The following is a 16,000-nucleotide window of genomic DNA, read 5'->3' on the forward strand; positions in this document are numbered from 1 at the left end:
TGTGTTCTGCCGCTACAGGCGCAGATTGGCGCGGGCCTTGAGCAGCTCGCGCATCTCGTACTTGTCAGTATCGTCCAGACCTTGTTGTCGCTGCTTGGCGTTAAGGTCGTCGATCCGCTGGAACAGCAGCTGCTTTTCCAGCTGCCCGACCGCGTCATGCAGCTCCACCGTCCACATCGCTTCATCGCCCGCCAGCGTCTGCGCGGCCAGGGTGTGCAGCGAGGCCTGTTCTTCGCGGCCGTCGAAATGCTCCAGCAGGGCACCGGTACTGATGTCCGGGCGCTGTTCGACCAGCCCCAGCAGTTCCAGCAGCAGCTCCACGCCCGGCAGGCGCAGGCCCTGGAAGTGGTGTTTGCCGCCGAGGGTCAGGGCCAGCGACGGCTGCTGCAGCAGCACGGCGATCGCGCCGCGCACCAGGCTGCGCTTGGCCGCAGGCTGGATCGTGCGCGGGGCGGCGCGTTGTGGCATCTGCGGGCGGCCCGCCTGCGCGTTGCCGCCCAGGCCGGTCAGCTGTCCCAGCTGCTGTTTCATCAGGTCGCCAAACGCGCCGTCGGGAATCTGCGCGAGCATCGGCTTGGCGCGCTCGGCGAGCCGTGCCTTGCCGTCCAGCGTGCCCAGGTTGATCTCGCGGGTCAGCTCGTCGAAGAAGAACTGCGACAGCGGCGTGGCCTGCTTCAGGCGCTCGTCGAAAGCCTCGGCGCCTTCTTTGCGCACGATGCTGTCCGGGTCTTCGCCATCGGGCAGGAACAGGAAGAAAGCCTGGCGGCCATCCTTCATGCGCGGCAGCACCGATTCCAGCGCCTTCCAGCCGGCGCGGCGGCCGGCGGCGTCGCCGTCGAAGCAGAAGAACACGTCCGGCGCGTTGCGGAACAGCAGCTCGGCATGGTCCGGCGTGGTTGCCGTGCCCAGCGTCGCCACCGCCTGGGTGACGCCGAACTGGAACAGCGAGACCACGTCCATGTAGCCCTCGACCACGATCAGGCGCTCGATCTTCTGGTTGGCCTGGCGCACCTGCCACAGGCCGTACAGTTCGCGGCCCTTGTGGAACAGCGCGGTCTCGGGCGAGTTGAGGTATTTGGGGCCGTCGTCCTTCTCGAACACGCGCCCGCCGAAGGCGATCACCCTGCCACGGCGGTCGAAGATCGGGAACATCACCCGGTCGCGGAATTTGTCGTAGACGTGGCCGCGGTCGTTCTTGGAGAACAGGCCGGCGCGGTCGAGCAGCTTCATCCGCCGCTCGTCCTTGCCCAGTGCGTCGCGCAGGCCGCTGTAGCCATCGGGCGCATAGCCGATCTGGAAGCGTGCGCGGTTCTCTTCATCCACGCCGCGGCCATCGAGGTAGCTGCGTGCCTTCTCGCTGCCTTCCAGGTTCTTCTGGAAGAACTTGGTAGCGGCGTCCAGCGCGGAGTACAGCTCGCGGCTGTCATCCTGCTGCTGCGCACTGCGCGGGTTCTCGCTGCGCGGCACTTCCATGCCGGCACGCTTGGCCAGTTCATCCACCGCGTCGAGGAATTCGAGGCGGTCGTAGTTCATCAGGAAGCTGATGGCGGTGCCGTGCGCGCCGCAGCCGAAGCAGTGATAGAACTGCTTGGTCGGCGAGACGGTGAACGAGGCCGAGCGTTCGTCATGGAACGGACAGCGCGCGGCGTATTCCTTGCCCTGGCGCTTCAGCGGCACGCGGCTGCCCACCACCTCGACGATGTCGGAGCGGGCCAGCAGGTCGTCGATGAAAGCGTCGGGGATACGGGCCATGGGCAACAGGACGGGGCGCGGCCGCCAGGGCGCGCTGCGGGGGCGGCAAGTCCCCTAGTTTACTCGCTGGCGGCGGCTGGGCCGGTTTCCTGCAGGGCCACATCGGCGCTGGCCAGGCGCGCACGTGCGTACTGGCGTTCGTCGATCACCGCGGTCATCAATGCACCGACGAAGAACACGGCAGTGGCGTAGTAGATCCAGACCAGCGAAATCACCAGTGCACCCATCGAGCCGTAGGCGCTGCCAGGGGCAACGGTGCTGATGTAGACGCCGATGCCATAGCGGCCGAGAGTGAACAGCAACGAGGTGATGGCGCCGCCGATGAACGCCTGGCGCCAGGCCACGCGCCGGTCCGGCAGGTAGTGATAGAGAAAGGCGAAGGCCAGCGTGTACAGCAGCAGCGATGTCAGGTAGCCGATCGCGGGCAGCACCGAGGGCAGCTGCGCGAACACCACCTGCAGCGCGGTGGTGGCGGTCATCGACAGGATCAGCAGGAAGCCCAGCGCCAGCACCACGCCGAACGAGAACACGCGCTTGCGCAGCCAGGCCTTGATCCCGTCCAGGCGCTGCCCGCTGGTATGGAAGATCCGGTTCAGCGCGTTCTGCAGCTGCGCGAACACGGCGGTGGCGCCGACAAACAACAGCAACGTGCTCCAGACCCCGGCCAGCGAACCGACGCTGGGCTGGCTGTTGGCGTTGTGCAGCACGGTGTCGGCGACGCTGGCCACGCTGTTGCCGGCCACCGAGCCGATCTGTCCGATCAGTGCCTGCTGCGCCGGTGGATACAACGAGGCGGTCAGCCACAGCAAAAGCACCAGCAGCGGGGCCATCGACAGCAACGCATAGAAGGACACCGAAGCGGCCTGGGTCAGCACGTCGATCTCGACGAAGCGCTTGGCCACCGCCATCGGGAAGCTGTCCTGCAGACGATCGGCGTAGTGGCGAAGCCGTGCGGGGATGCCGTGGGGACGCGTGTCGGTGGGGGCGTTTGATTGCTCGACCATGGGGGTGTTGTAGCAGCCGGGGGTCGAAGGGGCGGTGAAGCGGGTGCATCAATGGGGTCAGAGCCCTTCCGCGATGCGAAAGGGATCCGACCCCCGATGGTGGCTTACGCCAGCTGCTGCTTGACCAGCTTGGACACCAGGCCCATGTCGGCCTGGCCGGCGAGCTTGGGCTTCAGCGCGCCCATCAGCTTGCCCATGTCGGCTGCGCTGCTGGCACCGGTCTCGGCGATGGCCGCCTGGATCGCCGCGACGATCTCGGCTTCGCCCATCTTGGCCGGTAGGTAGGCTTCGATCACCACGATCTCGGCGCGCTCGATTTCCGCCAGGTCTTCGCGGTTGGCCGCTTCAAACTGGCTGACCGAGTCCTTGCGCTGCTTGACCATCTTGTCGAGCACGGCGATCACGGCGGTGTCGTCGAGCTCGATGCGCTCGTCGACTTCCTTCTGCTTGATGGCCGCGTTGATCAGGCGGATGACGCCCAGCTTGTGCTTCTCGCCGCCCTTCATGGCGGCCTTCATGTCTTCGGTGAGCTGCTGCTTCATGCTCATGGCGAACCTCGTGGTGGTGGTGGGGCAGGGCGGACGCCCAGGCCCGGAAACGCAAAAAGCCGGCGACGCTCGCGCGTGCCGGCTTCGACTCCATCGCGGCAGGGAATGCCCACCGCAATGAAGATGCGTCCGATCAGTACAGGCGCTGACGCTTGGTGACGTCGCGCGAGGAACGGCGCAGCTGACGCTTCACAGCAGCGGCGGCCTTGCGCTTACGCTCCTGGGTCGGCTTTTCGTAGAACTCGCGCTTGCGGGTTTCGGCCAGCACACCGGCCTTTTCGCAAGTGCGCTTGAAGCGGCGAAGAGCAAACTCAAAGGGTTCGTTCTCGCGGACTTTGACGCTGGGCATGGAATCTCCGGGACACAGTAGAACCGGGTCACGCCCGGCGAGCCGCACATTATAGTGGCGAATAAACAAACTGCAAGCCACAAATCCTGAATAGGGGCAAGTTGTTGGATTGCAGTGAGACCTGCCAGTTCCCCCGAGGGGCTGGCAGGGGCGTCATAATAGCAGGCATGCGAGTCCTTGGCATCGAATCTTCCTGTGATGAGACCGGCGTGGCGGTGTATGACACCGACCTGTCCGGCAGCGCGGCCCTGCGCGCCCATGCGGTCTACAGCCAGATCGCCCTGCACGCCGAGTACGGCGGTGTGGTGCCCGAGCTGGCCAGCCGTGACCACGTGCGCAAGCTGCTGCCGCTGGTGCGGCAGACGCTGGCCGAGGCCGGCCTCGGCGTGAACGACATTGATGGGGTGGCCTATACCGCCGGTCCCGGCCTGGTCGGGGCGCTGCTGGTGGGCGCCGGCGTGGCCCGGTCGCTGGCCTGGGCACTGGAGGTCCCCGCCGTGGGTGTGCACCACATGGAAGGCCATCTGCTGGCGCCGCTGATGGAAGACGACCCGCCGCAGGCTCCGTTCGTGGCCCTGCTGGTGTCCGGCGGCCATACCCAGCTGGTGGCCGTCGATGCGATCGGCCAGTACCGGCTGCTGGGCGAAACCCTGGACGACGCGGCCGGTGAAGCCTTCGACAAGACCGCCAAGATGATGGGCCTGCCGTACCCGGGCGGGCCGCAGCTGGCCAAGCTGGCCGAGCAGGGCACGCCGGGCGTCTACCGCTTCACGCGGCCGATGACCGATCGCCCCGGCCTGGATTTCAGTTTCTCCGGCCTGAAGACCCAGGTCCTGATGGCCTGGCGCGACAGCGACCAGAGCGAGCAGACCCGCGCCGACATCGCCCGTGGTTTTGAAGACGCCGTGGTCGAGACCCTGTCCATCAAGTGCGAGCGCGCGCTGGAAGCGGCGGGCACCAACGTGATCGTGGTGGCCGGCGGCGTCGGCGCCAACAAGCGCCTGCGCGCCCGCCTGCAGCAGATGGCCGAGCGCCTCGGCGGACGGGCCTGTTTCCCGCGGCCGGCGCTGTGCACCGACAACGGCGCGATGATTGCCTTCGCTGGCGCATTGCGTCTGCAGGCCGGCCAGCACAGTCCGCCGAAGGTGGAAGTGACCCCGCGCTGGGACATGGCAACCCTGCCGGCCGTCTGAGCCGGACCTGTTCCTGTCGTGCCGGCCGCTGGCCGGCAACGTCATCGACGTTTGCCAAGCAGCGGCGAGGCCGCCAGCACCGTCGTCGCCCGTTCATGGCGCTGCAGCCAGCCCAGGGTGTGCGGGCAACGGGCGTGGATCAGGCGCCCGATCGCGGCCAGGTCGGCACCGATGTCACGTTCGAGGATGGGTTCGTGGTGGGCGATGCGGTTGCGCAGCTGGCGGATGCGGTCTAGGTCGGCATGGATGGAGGTGCGGACGATGCCGACAGTGTTGTGTGGAGCATTGGGCAGAGCGATCTTCAGGCTTCGCGTCCACAGGGGCCCCTCAAAGCGTCGTGTAAAGAGGTGCTGCCAGAATGCGAATCGGAGGCTGGCGATGATCTCTGGCGTGTTCATCTGCTGATTCGATCGCCTGTGCAGGTCCTGCAGCGCCGACAGCGCGCCATCGGCGGGCATGCGCTGCAGCAATGCTGGATGCCATGGCCAGCGGGGACCATAGGCATGCGCCAGTGCTGCGGCGACTGCGTTGCGGATGACGATTTCGCAGATGTGAAGCGGCGATAGCAAAGCGCCACACATCTGCATGTTCCAGACATACAGCGAGGTCGCATCCAGGGAATGACGAACTGCGATGCGTTTGTAGGTTGCCCAGCGTGGTCGGGATAGTGCTGCTTGCAGAATCCTCTGCTCTTTCATTGTCGGCGGCATCACGTTGTGGATCACCAGCGTGCGCCGGAAGCCGAACAGGTGATATCGGGCAATGCCAGCCGCTTGCCTGGCAGAACTCCCAACGGCATTCGGATTTCTCCGGAATGTCGTGAATGCCTCTGGACGGCAGGGGAAATGATCTTCATCCTTCGCAGCGTGTGCTTCGGGACTCGCGGCTGGTTTCCAGCTCCCCCCGAGGACGTTGAGAGGTACCAAAGGGCCCCGCTAGCAGGGCCCTTTGTCTTTTCCAGACCTTGTGAATGCCCGGCGACCCGTCGCCCGTTCCGGGCAGGCTCACCGCCATCCCGTTACCATGACCGCCTGTTTTCCGGCTGGTAACCGTAATGGACAAGGTTTTCATCGAAGGGCTGACGATCGACGCCCTGATCGGCATCTACGATTGGGAGCGGCGGATCCGCCAGGACCTGGTGTTCGATCTGGAGATGGGGTTCGACAACCGTCGCCCGGCCGCCAGCGATGATATTGCCCACACCCTGAACTACAAGGCGGTCAGCAAGCGCCTGGAGCAGTTCGTACGCGAATCGGAGTTCGGCCTGGTGGAGACCCTGGCCGAGCACTGCGCGCAGATCGTGCTGGACGAGTTCGACGTGAAGTGGCTGCGCCTGAAGCTGAGCAAGCCCGGGGCGGTGCGCGGCGCACGCGCGGTCGGCGTGATCATCGAACGCTCGCGGGACTGACCCGGTAGCGCCGGTCGCTTGCCGGCAACCTCAACAGCAATGAAGAAGGAGACAACCGATGGTGGACGCAGTGGTGGCGGTACAGTGGCTGGAACAGCTGCAGAACACACTGGAACCCTATCCTGGCGCCTACCTGGCGTTGATGATCTCGGCCCTGCTGATCGCAGCCGGCCTGGCCAACTGGGTGACCAAGCGCATCCTGCTGCGCGGTCTGCGACGCCTGCTGCAGCGCCTGCCGGGCGCCGAGTCCGGGCGTGGCAGCCACCTGATGCGGGTCATCGCGCGCCTGTCCAACGTGGTGCCCAGCCAGGTGATCGCCTCGGGTATCACCCTCATTCCCGACCTGCCGCCAGGCCTGGTCAACGTCATCATCAAGCTGTGCATCGTGTGGGCGGTACTGACCGTGTCGATGGCGTTCTCGCATGCGCTGGATGCGGCCAACAGCCTGTACGAGCGCAAGCCCGATGCACGCAACAAGCCGATCAAGGGCTACCTGCAGGTGGTCAAGATCGTGGTGTTCGTGGCCGCCGGCCTGTCCATCGTCGCCACCCTGCTGGGAGTCAAGCTGGGCCCACTGGTCACCGGCCTGGGCGCGGCCACCGCGGTGCTGATGCTGATCTTCCAGGACACCATCCTGTCACTGGTGGCCAGCGTGCAGATCAGTGGCGATGGCCGCGTGCGCATCGGCGACTGGATCGAGATGCCCAGCCAGAACGCCGACGGCGATGTCATCGATATCGCCCTGCATACCGTCACCGTGCAGAACTTCGACAAGACCATCACCACCATCCCGACCAAGAAGCTGGTGACCGAGTCGTTCAAGAACTGGCGGGGCATGCAGGAAGCGGGTGGCCGCCGGATCAAGCGCGCGCTGTACCTGGATCAGCACAGCGTGCGTTTCATGGAAGAGGACGACCTGGCCTTCCTTGGCCAGTTCGCCCTGCTGGGCGACTACCTGCGCGGCAAGCAGCAGGAGCTGGGCCAGTGGAACGGGCGCCTGCGCGAGCAGGGCGTGGCCGAGGTCAACAGCCGCCGGGTGACCAACCTGGGCACGTTCCGGGCGTACGTGGAGCGCTACCTGGCCAGCCATCCGGGCATCCACACCGACATGACCCTGCTGGTGCGCCAGCTGCAGCCGACCACCGAAGGCCTGCCGATGGAGCTGTACTGCTTCACCCGCAGCACCGCCTGGGGCGAGTACGAAGCCGTGCAGTCGGACATCTTCGACCACCTGCTGGCGATCCTGCCGGCCTTTGGCCTGCGGGTGTTCCAGGCGTCCAGTGACGCCATGTTGATGGCCGGCCAGCGCCAGTTGGCCGGCTCGGAGTAAGCTGCGATGCCCCCGGCCGGACCGTACGGATCCGGCTGGTGGCTGAAACTGAATGACGAAACCTCTCGCCAAATCGTCCGGGATCGCTAGAATGCCGGGCTTGTAAACGTTTTCATCAAGGACTGCCGGTGGCCTCCGATCGCATCGAATCCCTCATTGCCCAGATGACCGTCGAGGAAAAAGTCGGCCAGCTGGGTGTCTTCGCGGACATGGTCCGCCCGTTCGCCCCGGACGTGAACCCGGAAGCCAACGTGCGCAATGCCGACCAGGTGCTGCAGCAGGTGCGCGAGGGCAAGGTCGGCTCGCTGTTCAACGGTGTCGGCGCCGAGCTCGGCCGCCGCATCCAACAGGTCGCCACCGAGGAGAGCCGCCTGGGCATCCCGGTGATCCTGGCGGCCGACGTCATCCACGGCATGCGCACCGTGTTCCCGATTCCGCTGGGCGAAGCGGCCAGCTTCGAGCCGGACCTGGCCGAGCGCACCGCGCGCGCCACTGCGGTTGAAGCCACCGCTGCCGGCCTGCACTGGACCTACGCGCCTGCCGTGGACATCGCCCGCGACCAGCGATGGGGCCGTGGTGCCGAAGGTGCCGGTGAGGACGTGGTGCTGGGCTGTGCGTTCGCCGCCGCCCGCGTGCGCGGTTTCCAGGGCAGCGACCTGCGCGCCGCCGATTCGCTGCTGGCCACGCCCAAGCACTTCGCCGCCTACGGCGCGGTGATGGCCGGCATGGAATACAACATGGTGGACATCTCGCCGCAGACCCTGCGCGACGTGCACCTGCCGCCGTTCAAGGCTGCCTTCGACGCTGGCGCGATCACCGTGATGTCCTCGTTCAACGACATCAACGGCGTGCCGGCCAGCGCCAACGCCGAGCTGCTGACCGACATCCTGCGCGGTGAATGGAAGTTCCCGGGCGTGGTGATCTCCGACTACACCGCCGACATGGAACTGGTCGCGCACGGCTACGCTGCCGATGACCGCGATGCCACTGCCAAGGCGTTCACCGCCGGCCTCGACCTGAGCATGCAGAGCGGTTTCTACGCCGAGCACCTGCCGGGCCTGGTGGAGAGTGGCGAGGTGCCGATGAGCGTGCTGGATGAAGGCGTGCGCCGCATTCTGTGGCTGAAGGAAACCATTGGTCTGTTCGACGACCCATACCGTTCGCTGGACCCGGCGCGCGAAGCCGATACCTCGCATATCGCCGCCCATGACGAACTGTCGCGTGATGCCGCCCGTCGTTCGATCGTGCTGCTGAACAACCGTGACAACGTGCTGCCGCTGCAGAAGAACGGGCAGAAGATCGCGCTGATCGGCCCGTTCGTGCAGGACCGCGACAACATCGAAGGCTGCTGGACGCTGTTCGGCGACAAGCAGCGTTACGTGGACCTGGAAACCGGCGTGCGCGCGGCCATCGGCGACGAGTCGCTGCTGGAAGTGGTGCCGGGTTGCGAACTGGAAGCCGCCATTGCCGGTGGCACCGAAGCGGCCGTGGCGGCCGCGCTGCGTGCCGACGTGGTGGTGCTGGCGCTGGGCGAGCCGCAGCGTTACAGCGGTGAGGCACAGTCGCGCGTGGAGATCACCCTGCCGCCGGCACAGCAGGCGCTGGCCGAAGCGGTGGCGATGACCGGCAAACCGCTGGTGGTGCTGCTGCGCAATGGCCGCGCGCTGGCACTGCAGGGCGCGGTGCGCAATGCGCATGCCGTGGCGATCACCTGGTACCTGGGCACGCAGACCGGCCATGCCGTGGCCGATGTGCTGTTCGGCGATTACAGCCCGTCCGGTCGCCTGCCGGTCAGCTTCCCGCAGGTATCCGGCCAGCAGCCTTACTTCTACAACCACCCGCGTACCGGCCGCCCGGAACTGCCGACGATGTCGGAGTTCAAGGCACGCTGGCGCGAGATTCCCAACGAGCCGCTGTATCCGTTCGGCCACGGCATCGGTTACACCACCTTCGCCTACGGCGTGCCGCAGCTGAGCAGTGCGCGCGTCGGCTGGGACGACACCCTGAGCCTGACCACCACGCTGACCAACACCGGCAACGTGGCCGGCGAGGAAGTGGTGCAGCTGTACATCCACGACCGCGTGGCCAGCCGCGTGCGGCCGGTGCGTGAGCTGAAGGACTTCCGCAAGGTGGCACTGCAGCCGGGCGAGTCGACCGAGGTGGTATTCACCCTGACCCGCGAGCAGCTGGCATTCACCGGCCGCGACGGCGTGCTGCGTGCCGAGCCGGGCCTGTTCGACGTGTGGGTGTGCGGCTCGTCGATGGCCGGTGAGGCGGTGCAGTTCGAGCTGCTGAAGGCCTGATCGGTAGAGCATCCACGCATGGCATGGATCTACTGGCAATGAGTAGCGCCGGGCGATGCCCGGCGTCCTCACCCATGGCGAACACGCCGGGCGCGGCCCGGCGCTACCATCGGACTCCCTGTATCGATGGAGACCGCGCATGCGCACGATGGCCTACCTTGTTCCTGTCCTGTTGCTGGCAGCGTGCTCGCAGCCGGCATCGCCGCCCGGGCCCGCTGCCGATGCGCCACCGCCGATGACCGGTGCGACGCCGGCCGAGGCGGCCGCCAGCACTACGCCCGATGCCGTTGCGGCGCCTGCGGATACTCCCAGCCCCGTCGAGCCCGCAGCAGACGACGCGCGCGCGCGCATCGAGACGCTGCTCGGCGATGCGGCGCAATATGAAAAAGTATTCAATGCCTTCAAGACCGCTGTGGTCGCGGGTGACCGTCCTGCGGTGGTTGAAGAAGTGCGTTTCCCGCTGAACATCAGTGGCGGCAAGAAGATCACCGGACCCGGTGAATTCCAGCGCAACTACGAGAAGATCATCACCCCGGCGGTGGTCAAGGCTGTGTCCGCGCAGGAGTTCGGCACGGTGTTCGTCAACCAGCAGGGCGTGATGATCGGCGATGGCCAGGTGTGGTTGAACGGGCAGTGCCTGGACAAGGCCTGCACGCGCACGGAAGTGAAGGTCATCACCATCCAATGAAAGCAGACGGCCCCGCATGCGGGGCCGTTGCAGTTCGGTAGTGCCGGCCGCTGGCCGGCAACCCGGCCAATCAGGCCTTCGGCGTGAGCTTCAGCAGCCGTGCCTTGCTGCCGTCTTCCAGCAGCCACAGCGCGCCATCCGGGCCCTGTTCAACTTCGCGGATGCGCTCGCCCATGTTGAAGCGTTCGGCTTCGCGTGCGTTGTCGCCGTCGAAGCTGACGCGCACCAAGGACGTGGATGACAGGCCACCGATGAAGGCGCTGCCCTTCCACTGCGGGAACAGGTTGCCGCTGTAGAACATCAGGCCGGCCGGCGAAATCACCGGGTTCCAGGTCACCTTCGGTGCGGCGAATTCCGGACGCGTGTCGTGGTCGGGAATCGGACGGCCATCGTAGTGGTCGCCGTTGGACACGATCGGGTAGCCGTAGTTGGCACCGCGCACGATCAGGTTCAGCTCGTCGCCGCCGGCCGGGCCCATTTCCTGTGCCCACAGCTTGCCGTTGGCATCGAAGGCGATGCCCAGCACATTGCGGTGCCCCAGCGACCATACCTGTGCGGCCACGCCACCCTGCGAGGCGAACGGATTGTCGGCCGGCAGGCTGCCGTCGTCGTTGAGACGGATGATCTTGCCCAGGTTGCCGCTCATGTCCTGCGCCGGATCGAACTTCTGCCGTTCGCTGGAACTGATCCACAGCTTGCCATCCGGGCCGAAGGCCAGGCGGTGGCCGTAGTGGCCTTCGCCACTGACCTTCGGCGTCTGCCGCCAGATCACCTTCAGGTCTTTCAGCTGGCCGCCGCCGCTGGCGTCGAGGGCGAGGGTGGCACGGGCCACGGCCGCGCCGCGGGTATCCAGCGTGCCTTCCTCGGCGTAGCTGACGTAGACCAGGTGGTTGCGGGCGAAATCCGGATGCAGGATCACGTCACCGAAACCGCCCTGGCCGCCGTAGGCGACCTTGGGGACGCCGGTGATCTCATGCTTCTTGCCGCTGGCCAGGTCCAGGTGCTGCAGCTTGCCGCGCTTTTCGGTCACCAGCAGGCTGCCGTCGGGCAGGAAGGTCATCGCCCACGGCTGGTCGAAGCGGCTGACCTCGGTGGCGGTGAAGGGGCGTTGGTCGGCGGTGGATGCGGCGGTTGCCGGGACCTTCTGGCCTGTGGCATCAGGGCCGGCCGCATTGCAGGCGGTGGTTGCGAGGATCGGCAGCAGGCCGAGTGCGAGCAGCAGGGGTGTGCGGGTCATGGGTATCTCCAGCGGAAGGGGATGCGGATGGCCAGGCTCTCCCTTGTATACCACCGGCGGGGTGACGGTCGTGGCCCGAAGGTCCTGCTACCCCCTGTGCGGCATGGCGCGGATCGTCTAGGGTGTTCTCGCCCGGGCAAAGCATGCCCGCCTGTCTGCCAAGGATCTGCAATGAACGTACCTCTCATCCATCGACCTTCGCCCGCCTTCATCGCCGCCTCATGGGTGGCCCTGCTGCTGGGCGCGGTGGCCTACCTGATAGGCCTGTTCAATGCCGAAATGCCGCTGAACGAAAAGGGCTATTACCTGACCCTGCTGCTGTTCGGCCTGTTCGCGGCGGTATCGCTGCAGAAGAGTGTGCGCGACCGCGTCGAGAGCATTCCGGTGAGCGGCCTGTACTACGCACTGTGCTGGTTCGCGCTGCTGTCGGCGCTGTTGCTGCTGCTGGTCGGTCTGTGGAACGCCACCCTGGTGCTGAGCGAAAAGGGCTTCTATGGCATGGCGTTCGCGCTGTCGCTGTTTGGCGCGGTGGCGGTGCAGAAGAACACCCGTGACCTGATTGCCGCCAACGCGGCTGAGCCGAAGCGCGCTTCATCGATTCCGCCGCTGCCGGAACAGGACTGAAGGGCGGAGGTAGAGCCGAACCCACGCTTGGCTGATGTGTATCGGCAGCCGAGCGGGCTCGACTCTGGATACCCAGCCGAGCATGGCTCGGCTCTACAGCTGAGGCTTCAGCCGAGCATGGCTCGGCTCCACAACGTGCTGTTATGCGTTGCGGTCCCGGCGTGGGTCCAGATTGACCGCTTCCTCCCAGCCGCGACGCACGGCGCTGCGCGCCTGCGCCCATTCCAGCCGGCTCTTGCCGCGTTCCTTCGTCCATCGCGACTCCAGCTCGCCTTCGATCTCTTCGTATGCGCGGATCATGTCCTGCGCGCGCGCGGTGTGGCCGATCTGGTACGCCGGCTCGTAATCGTCGAAGAACAGCTGGTTGTCGTAATACGGCTCGCTGGTATAGCGATCACGCCAGTAGTCCGAAACAGCCTGGCGCGGGGTTCCGTCTTCCGGCACGCGGCCGGGGATCTGGTAATCAGTGCTCATGGGCAGGAGGCTCCGTGGTGGACGAAGCCTGATCCTGCCTGTCGCCCGGTTAACGCATCGGGCCGGCAGCGTGATCGGCAGGTCAATCGGCGCTGGCGCTCTTGCGCGGCAGCTTGTAGATGACCGCGCCAACCGCGAAGGCGACCAACGCCGCCGCGATGTTCTGCCAGCTGGCACTGGCGAACAGGGCCACGCACAGCAGCAGGGCCAGCACCGGAATCAACGGGCCACCGGGCAGCTTCAACGCACCGGGGCGGTCCGCATAGCGCTTGGCCAGTACCAGCACCGCTGCCGCGGTACCGATATAGGCGAACAGGCGCGTGGTCATCGACAGGAGCGCCAGCTGCACGAACGAGCCGGACAGCGCCAGGCCGAGGGCGATCAGGCCCTGGCAGAAGATCGCTGCGGCCGGGGTACGGAAGCGCGGGTGCACCTGCGCCAGCACTTTCGGGCCGTAGCCATCGCGTGCCAGCGCGAACAGGAAGCGCGGGCCCATCATCATCGTGTTGCTGTTGGTGCCGAGGATGGAGATGGTCGCGCCCACGGTGAGGATCAGCGCCAGTGCCTCGCCGCCGAAGCTGGAGGCGGCATCGGCCAGCGGCGTTGCCGAGCTGGCCAGGCCGGGCAGGGTGCCTTGCGCCACGATCTGCACCGCCGCGTAGATCACGGTGACGGTGACGATCATGGTGATCAGCGCGAACGGGATGTCGCGGCGCGGGTTGCGGTACTCGCCGGCCGCGGCCGGGATGTTCTCGAACCCGGCATAGGCATACAGCAGCAACAGCGCCGCCTCACCCATGCGCTGCAGGTCGTGCGGATCCGGGCGCTGGCCGGAGAAGGCCAGATGCGGGTCGATGTAGAACGCACCGACGGCCACGAACAACAGCAGCGGCAACATCTTGCCGATCACCAGCACGATGCCGGTACGCGCGGCCGAACGCACGCCGATGATGTTCACCCCGGTCAGGAAACCGAGCGAGACCACGATGATCGCGATGCGGCCCATGCCTGCGCCTGCCCACGGCCAGAACCGCGCCACGGCGTCGGCCAGCGCATTGCTGAGCGCTGCGGCGGAACTGATGCGGGTCAGCCAGATCATCCAGCCGATCTCGAAGCCGGCAAAGCGGCCGAAGGCTTCGCGCGCGTACAGGTAGCTGCCACCAGGTTCATCGAAATAGCTGGCTGCCTGCGCGTAGCACAGCACCAGCAGGGCGACGACGATACCGGCGGCGACCACGCCCCACAGGCTGAAGGGGCCGAGCAGGGCGACCGTGGCCGCCGGCAGCAGGTAGATGCCGCTGCCGACCACATCGTTGATCGACAGGCCGACGATCTGCCAGCGGCTGACCGCGCGTTGCAGTTGTGGTTCGTCGGCGGTGCTCAACGTGCGGCTCCTTCAAGCGCGGGCAGTCTCCACTGCGCCTGCAGGCGCTGGTACTCGGCGCGTGGCAGCAGCACGAAACGCGGCGTGTCCTGCGGGCGCAGCCAGTCCAGCAACGCCTGCATGCGCACCTCTGGCATCGCAGTGCAGCCAGCGGTGGCCTCGCCGGGTTGGCGCCACAGATGGGCGAAGATGCAGCTGCCCTTGCCGGGCTGGTTGTCCGGGTTGTGCGCGATCACGAAGCCTTCCTGGTAACGCACGTCGCCCTTGTTGTGCAGGTCCAGCCGCATCGGTTCGGTGGAGCCGGTGATGGCGGCACTGCCGACCTTCCTGGCATCGACGATGCGGTTATAGAACGGCGACGCCGGTACGTCCATGCAGTAGCTGCTCTCGAGCATCGGCTGGTAGGTCATCGCCGTACCGGGCCGGGTGACGGCATACCCGAACGCACTGCCCAGCGCGAACACGCCGGCCGGACTGCGACCGTCGCCTTCCTGTTTCTGCGGACCATCGGCCTGGGCAGGATGCAGGCCCAGGCCCCAGGCACTGCCGGTGCGGCCCAGTGCAACCGGGAACGCCTGGCCGTGCTTGCGCCAGTGCTTGCCGTCGCGCGCGAAGGCCTGCAGCTGCCCCTGCGTGCTGTCCCAGCTCTCGCTGGTGACGACGATCAGTTGGCGAGCCTCATCCAACGGGGCGGCATGGACAGTGACGGCTGCCACAAGCAGCAGCGCGGCGGATGCAAGGCGGGCCAGCAACAGGTTCATCGGGCGCTCCGGTCAGGAATCCAGCAGGTGATCGATCCGTTCCAGGTTCACCGCCAGCTGCTGCTGGCGATCCGGATTGGCGTGGCAGAGCAGCACGAACAGGAAATCGAGCAGGGCATGCATGGCGCTACGGTACAGCAGCTGCGCCACCTGCGGCGCACGGTCGTGCGCGCACACCACCAGCGCCGCATCGGCATGCGCGCGCAGCGGGTTGGCGGTGTGGCGGGTGATCGACACGACCTTGCCGCCCATGTCCTGGAATTGGCGCGAGAGCTGTGACAGCTGCGGCAGCTTGCCGAACTCGGAGAACATCAGCAGCACATCGCCCGGGCGCGCGGCGGACAGGTTGGCCAGCATCAGGATCGGATCGGTATGCGGCACCACCAGCAGGCCGAGCAAAGACAGCCGCATGGCGAATTCACGTGCATACAGGCCGTCGTCACCGAGGCCGTGTACAAACAGCTTCGGCGCGCCGTCGAGCAGCTGCACGATGCGCTCGATCTCCTCGCGCGGGTTGGCCTGGCGGGTTTCTTCCTCGGCCTGCGCCTTGCTGCGACGCAGGGCATCGCCCAGGCGCAGGTAGTCATCGCTGATGTCCGGAGCGGCCGGCGCCTGCTGCGGATCGGCACCGGCACGGGCGACGTCCTCGCCGATGGAATACTTCAGGTCCGGGTAGCCCTTGAAGCCGAGCTTCTGGCTGAACTTGACCACGCTGGACTGGCTGATTCCCAAGGCACTGGCCAGCTGCTGCGAAGAGTAATCGCGCAGCAGGTGGGCATTGTCGAGGATGAAGTCGGCGATGCGGCGTTCGATGGCCGACATCTGCCCGCGCTCGGTGCGGATTTTCAGCAGGGGCGGCATGCGGGGCGTCCGGGCATGTGTAGGCGCGTTGCGGTTGGTCGCGTAGAGCTTGTCATGGAGTGGGGGGGGGGGGGGGGGGGGGGG

Annotated in this window: 16 protein-coding genes; 6 read left to right on the forward strand and 10 right to left on the reverse strand. The window is 66.5% G+C overall.

The window, feature by feature from the left end:
• Positions 1 to 12: 12 nt before the first annotated feature.
• The 4 genes from dnaG to rpsU form a co-directional block, all read right to left on the reverse strand.
• Positions 13 to 1,752 carry a DNA primase gene (gene dnaG / locus WKB25_RS19675; protein WP_180167644.1) on the reverse strand — a complete coding sequence of 580 codons (1,740 nt, stop codon included), beginning with the start codon at positions 1,750 to 1,752 and terminating at the stop codon, positions 13 to 15.
• A gap of 59 nt (positions 1,753 to 1,811) precedes the next feature.
• Positions 1,812 to 2,660, reverse strand: a complete 849-nt coding sequence (locus tag WKB25_RS19680; RefSeq protein WP_340572560.1) for a YihY/virulence factor BrkB family protein — start codon at positions 2,658 to 2,660, stop codon at positions 1,812 to 1,814.
• A gap of 200 nt (positions 2,661 to 2,860) precedes the next feature.
• The gene (locus tag WKB25_RS19685) at positions 2,861 to 3,304 is read right to left on the reverse strand and encodes a GatB/YqeY domain-containing protein (RefSeq protein ID WP_099821346.1); all 444 of its coding nucleotides are present in this window, start codon (positions 3,302 to 3,304) and stop codon (positions 2,861 to 2,863) included.
• A 133-nt stretch (positions 3,305 to 3,437) separates the two neighbouring features.
• Positions 3,438 to 3,653 carry a 30S ribosomal protein S21 gene (gene rpsU, locus WKB25_RS19690; RefSeq protein WP_002808376.1) on the reverse strand — a complete coding sequence of 72 codons (216 nt, stop codon included), beginning with the start codon at positions 3,651 to 3,653 and terminating at the stop codon, positions 3,438 to 3,440.
• A gap of 167 nt (positions 3,654 to 3,820) precedes the next feature.
• Between rpsU and tsaD the strand changes: the two genes are divergently transcribed.
• Positions 3,821 to 4,846, forward strand: coding sequence for a tRNA (adenosine(37)-N6)-threonylcarbamoyltransferase complex transferase subunit TsaD (gene tsaD, locus WKB25_RS19695; protein WP_099821347.1), 1,026 nt, complete (start codon positions 3,821 to 3,823; stop codon positions 4,844 to 4,846).
• Positions 4,847 to 4,887: 41 nt separating this feature from the next.
• Here the strand turns inward: tsaD and WKB25_RS19700 are convergent, their stop codons facing one another.
• Positions 4,888 to 5,571 (reverse strand): hypothetical protein, encoded by a 684-nt coding sequence (locus tag WKB25_RS19700; protein ID WP_340572544.1) that lies wholly within the window; start codon positions 5,569 to 5,571, stop codon positions 4,888 to 4,890.
• Positions 5,572 to 5,900: 329 nt separating this feature from the next.
• Between WKB25_RS19700 and folB the strand changes: the two genes are divergently transcribed.
• The 4 genes from folB (at position 5,901) to WKB25_RS19720 (ending at position 10,575) form a co-directional block, all read left to right on the forward strand.
• Complete coding sequence (gene folB / locus WKB25_RS19705; RefSeq protein ID WP_340572545.1) at positions 5,901 to 6,254, forward strand: dihydroneopterin aldolase; 354 nt, start codon at positions 5,901 to 5,903, stop codon at positions 6,252 to 6,254.
• Positions 6,255 to 6,312: 58 nt separating this feature from the next.
• Positions 6,313 to 7,584: a mechanosensitive ion channel domain-containing protein gene (locus tag WKB25_RS19710; RefSeq protein WP_340572546.1), complete on the forward strand. Its 1,272-nt coding sequence runs from the start codon at positions 6,313 to 6,315 to the stop codon at positions 7,582 to 7,584.
• A gap of 128 nt (positions 7,585 to 7,712) precedes the next feature.
• Positions 7,713 to 9,887, forward strand: a complete 2,175-nt coding sequence (locus tag WKB25_RS19715) for a glycoside hydrolase family 3 N-terminal domain-containing protein (protein WP_340572548.1) — start codon at positions 7,713 to 7,715, stop codon at positions 9,885 to 9,887.
• Positions 9,888 to 10,026: 139 nt separating this feature from the next.
• Positions 10,027 to 10,575, forward strand: a complete 549-nt coding sequence (locus tag WKB25_RS19720) for a hypothetical protein (RefSeq protein ID WP_340572549.1) — start codon at positions 10,027 to 10,029, stop codon at positions 10,573 to 10,575.
• Between the two features lie 70 nt (positions 10,576 to 10,645).
• On the opposite strand, the gene WKB25_RS19725 is transcribed toward WKB25_RS19720, so the two are convergent.
• The gene (locus WKB25_RS19725; RefSeq protein WP_340572550.1) at positions 10,646 to 11,812 is read right to left on the reverse strand and encodes a PQQ-dependent sugar dehydrogenase; all 1,167 of its coding nucleotides are present in this window, start codon (positions 11,810 to 11,812) and stop codon (positions 10,646 to 10,648) included.
• 171 nt (positions 11,813 to 11,983) lie between these two features.
• On the opposite strand from WKB25_RS19725, the gene yiaA reads away from it, so the two are divergent.
• Positions 11,984 to 12,436 carry an inner membrane protein YiaA gene (gene yiaA, locus WKB25_RS19730; RefSeq protein WP_340572551.1) on the forward strand — a complete coding sequence of 151 codons (453 nt, stop codon included), beginning with the start codon at positions 11,984 to 11,986 and terminating at the stop codon, positions 12,434 to 12,436.
• A 141-nt stretch (positions 12,437 to 12,577) separates the two neighbouring features.
• On the opposite strand, the gene WKB25_RS19735 is transcribed toward yiaA, so the two are convergent.
• The 4 genes from WKB25_RS19735 to WKB25_RS19750 form a co-directional block, all read right to left on the reverse strand.
• Complete coding sequence (locus WKB25_RS19735) at positions 12,578 to 12,910, reverse strand: hypothetical protein (protein ID WP_340572553.1); 333 nt, start codon at positions 12,908 to 12,910, stop codon at positions 12,578 to 12,580.
• An 82-nt stretch (positions 12,911 to 12,992) separates the two neighbouring features.
• On the reverse strand, positions 12,993 to 14,294 hold the full coding sequence (locus WKB25_RS19740) for an amino acid permease (protein WP_340572554.1): 1,302 nt from the start codon (positions 14,292 to 14,294) through the stop codon (positions 12,993 to 12,995).
• The gene (locus WKB25_RS19745) at positions 14,291 to 15,055 is read right to left on the reverse strand and encodes a L,D-transpeptidase family protein (RefSeq protein WP_340572555.1); all 765 of its coding nucleotides are present in this window, start codon (positions 15,053 to 15,055) and stop codon (positions 14,291 to 14,293) included. Before WKB25_RS19745 ends, WKB25_RS19740 begins: the two co-directional genes overlap by 4 nt.
• A 12-nt stretch (positions 15,056 to 15,067) precedes the next feature.
• Positions 15,068 to 15,916: a MurR/RpiR family transcriptional regulator gene (locus WKB25_RS19750; RefSeq protein WP_340572556.1), complete on the reverse strand. Its 849-nt coding sequence runs from the start codon at positions 15,914 to 15,916 to the stop codon at positions 15,068 to 15,070.
• Positions 15,917 to 16,000: the final 84 nt, after the last annotated feature.

It is taken from the genome of Stenotrophomonas sp. G106K1, from assembly GCF_037969685.1.
Classification (GTDB): domain Bacteria; phylum Pseudomonadota; class Gammaproteobacteria; order Xanthomonadales; family Xanthomonadaceae; genus Stenotrophomonas; species Stenotrophomonas lactitubi.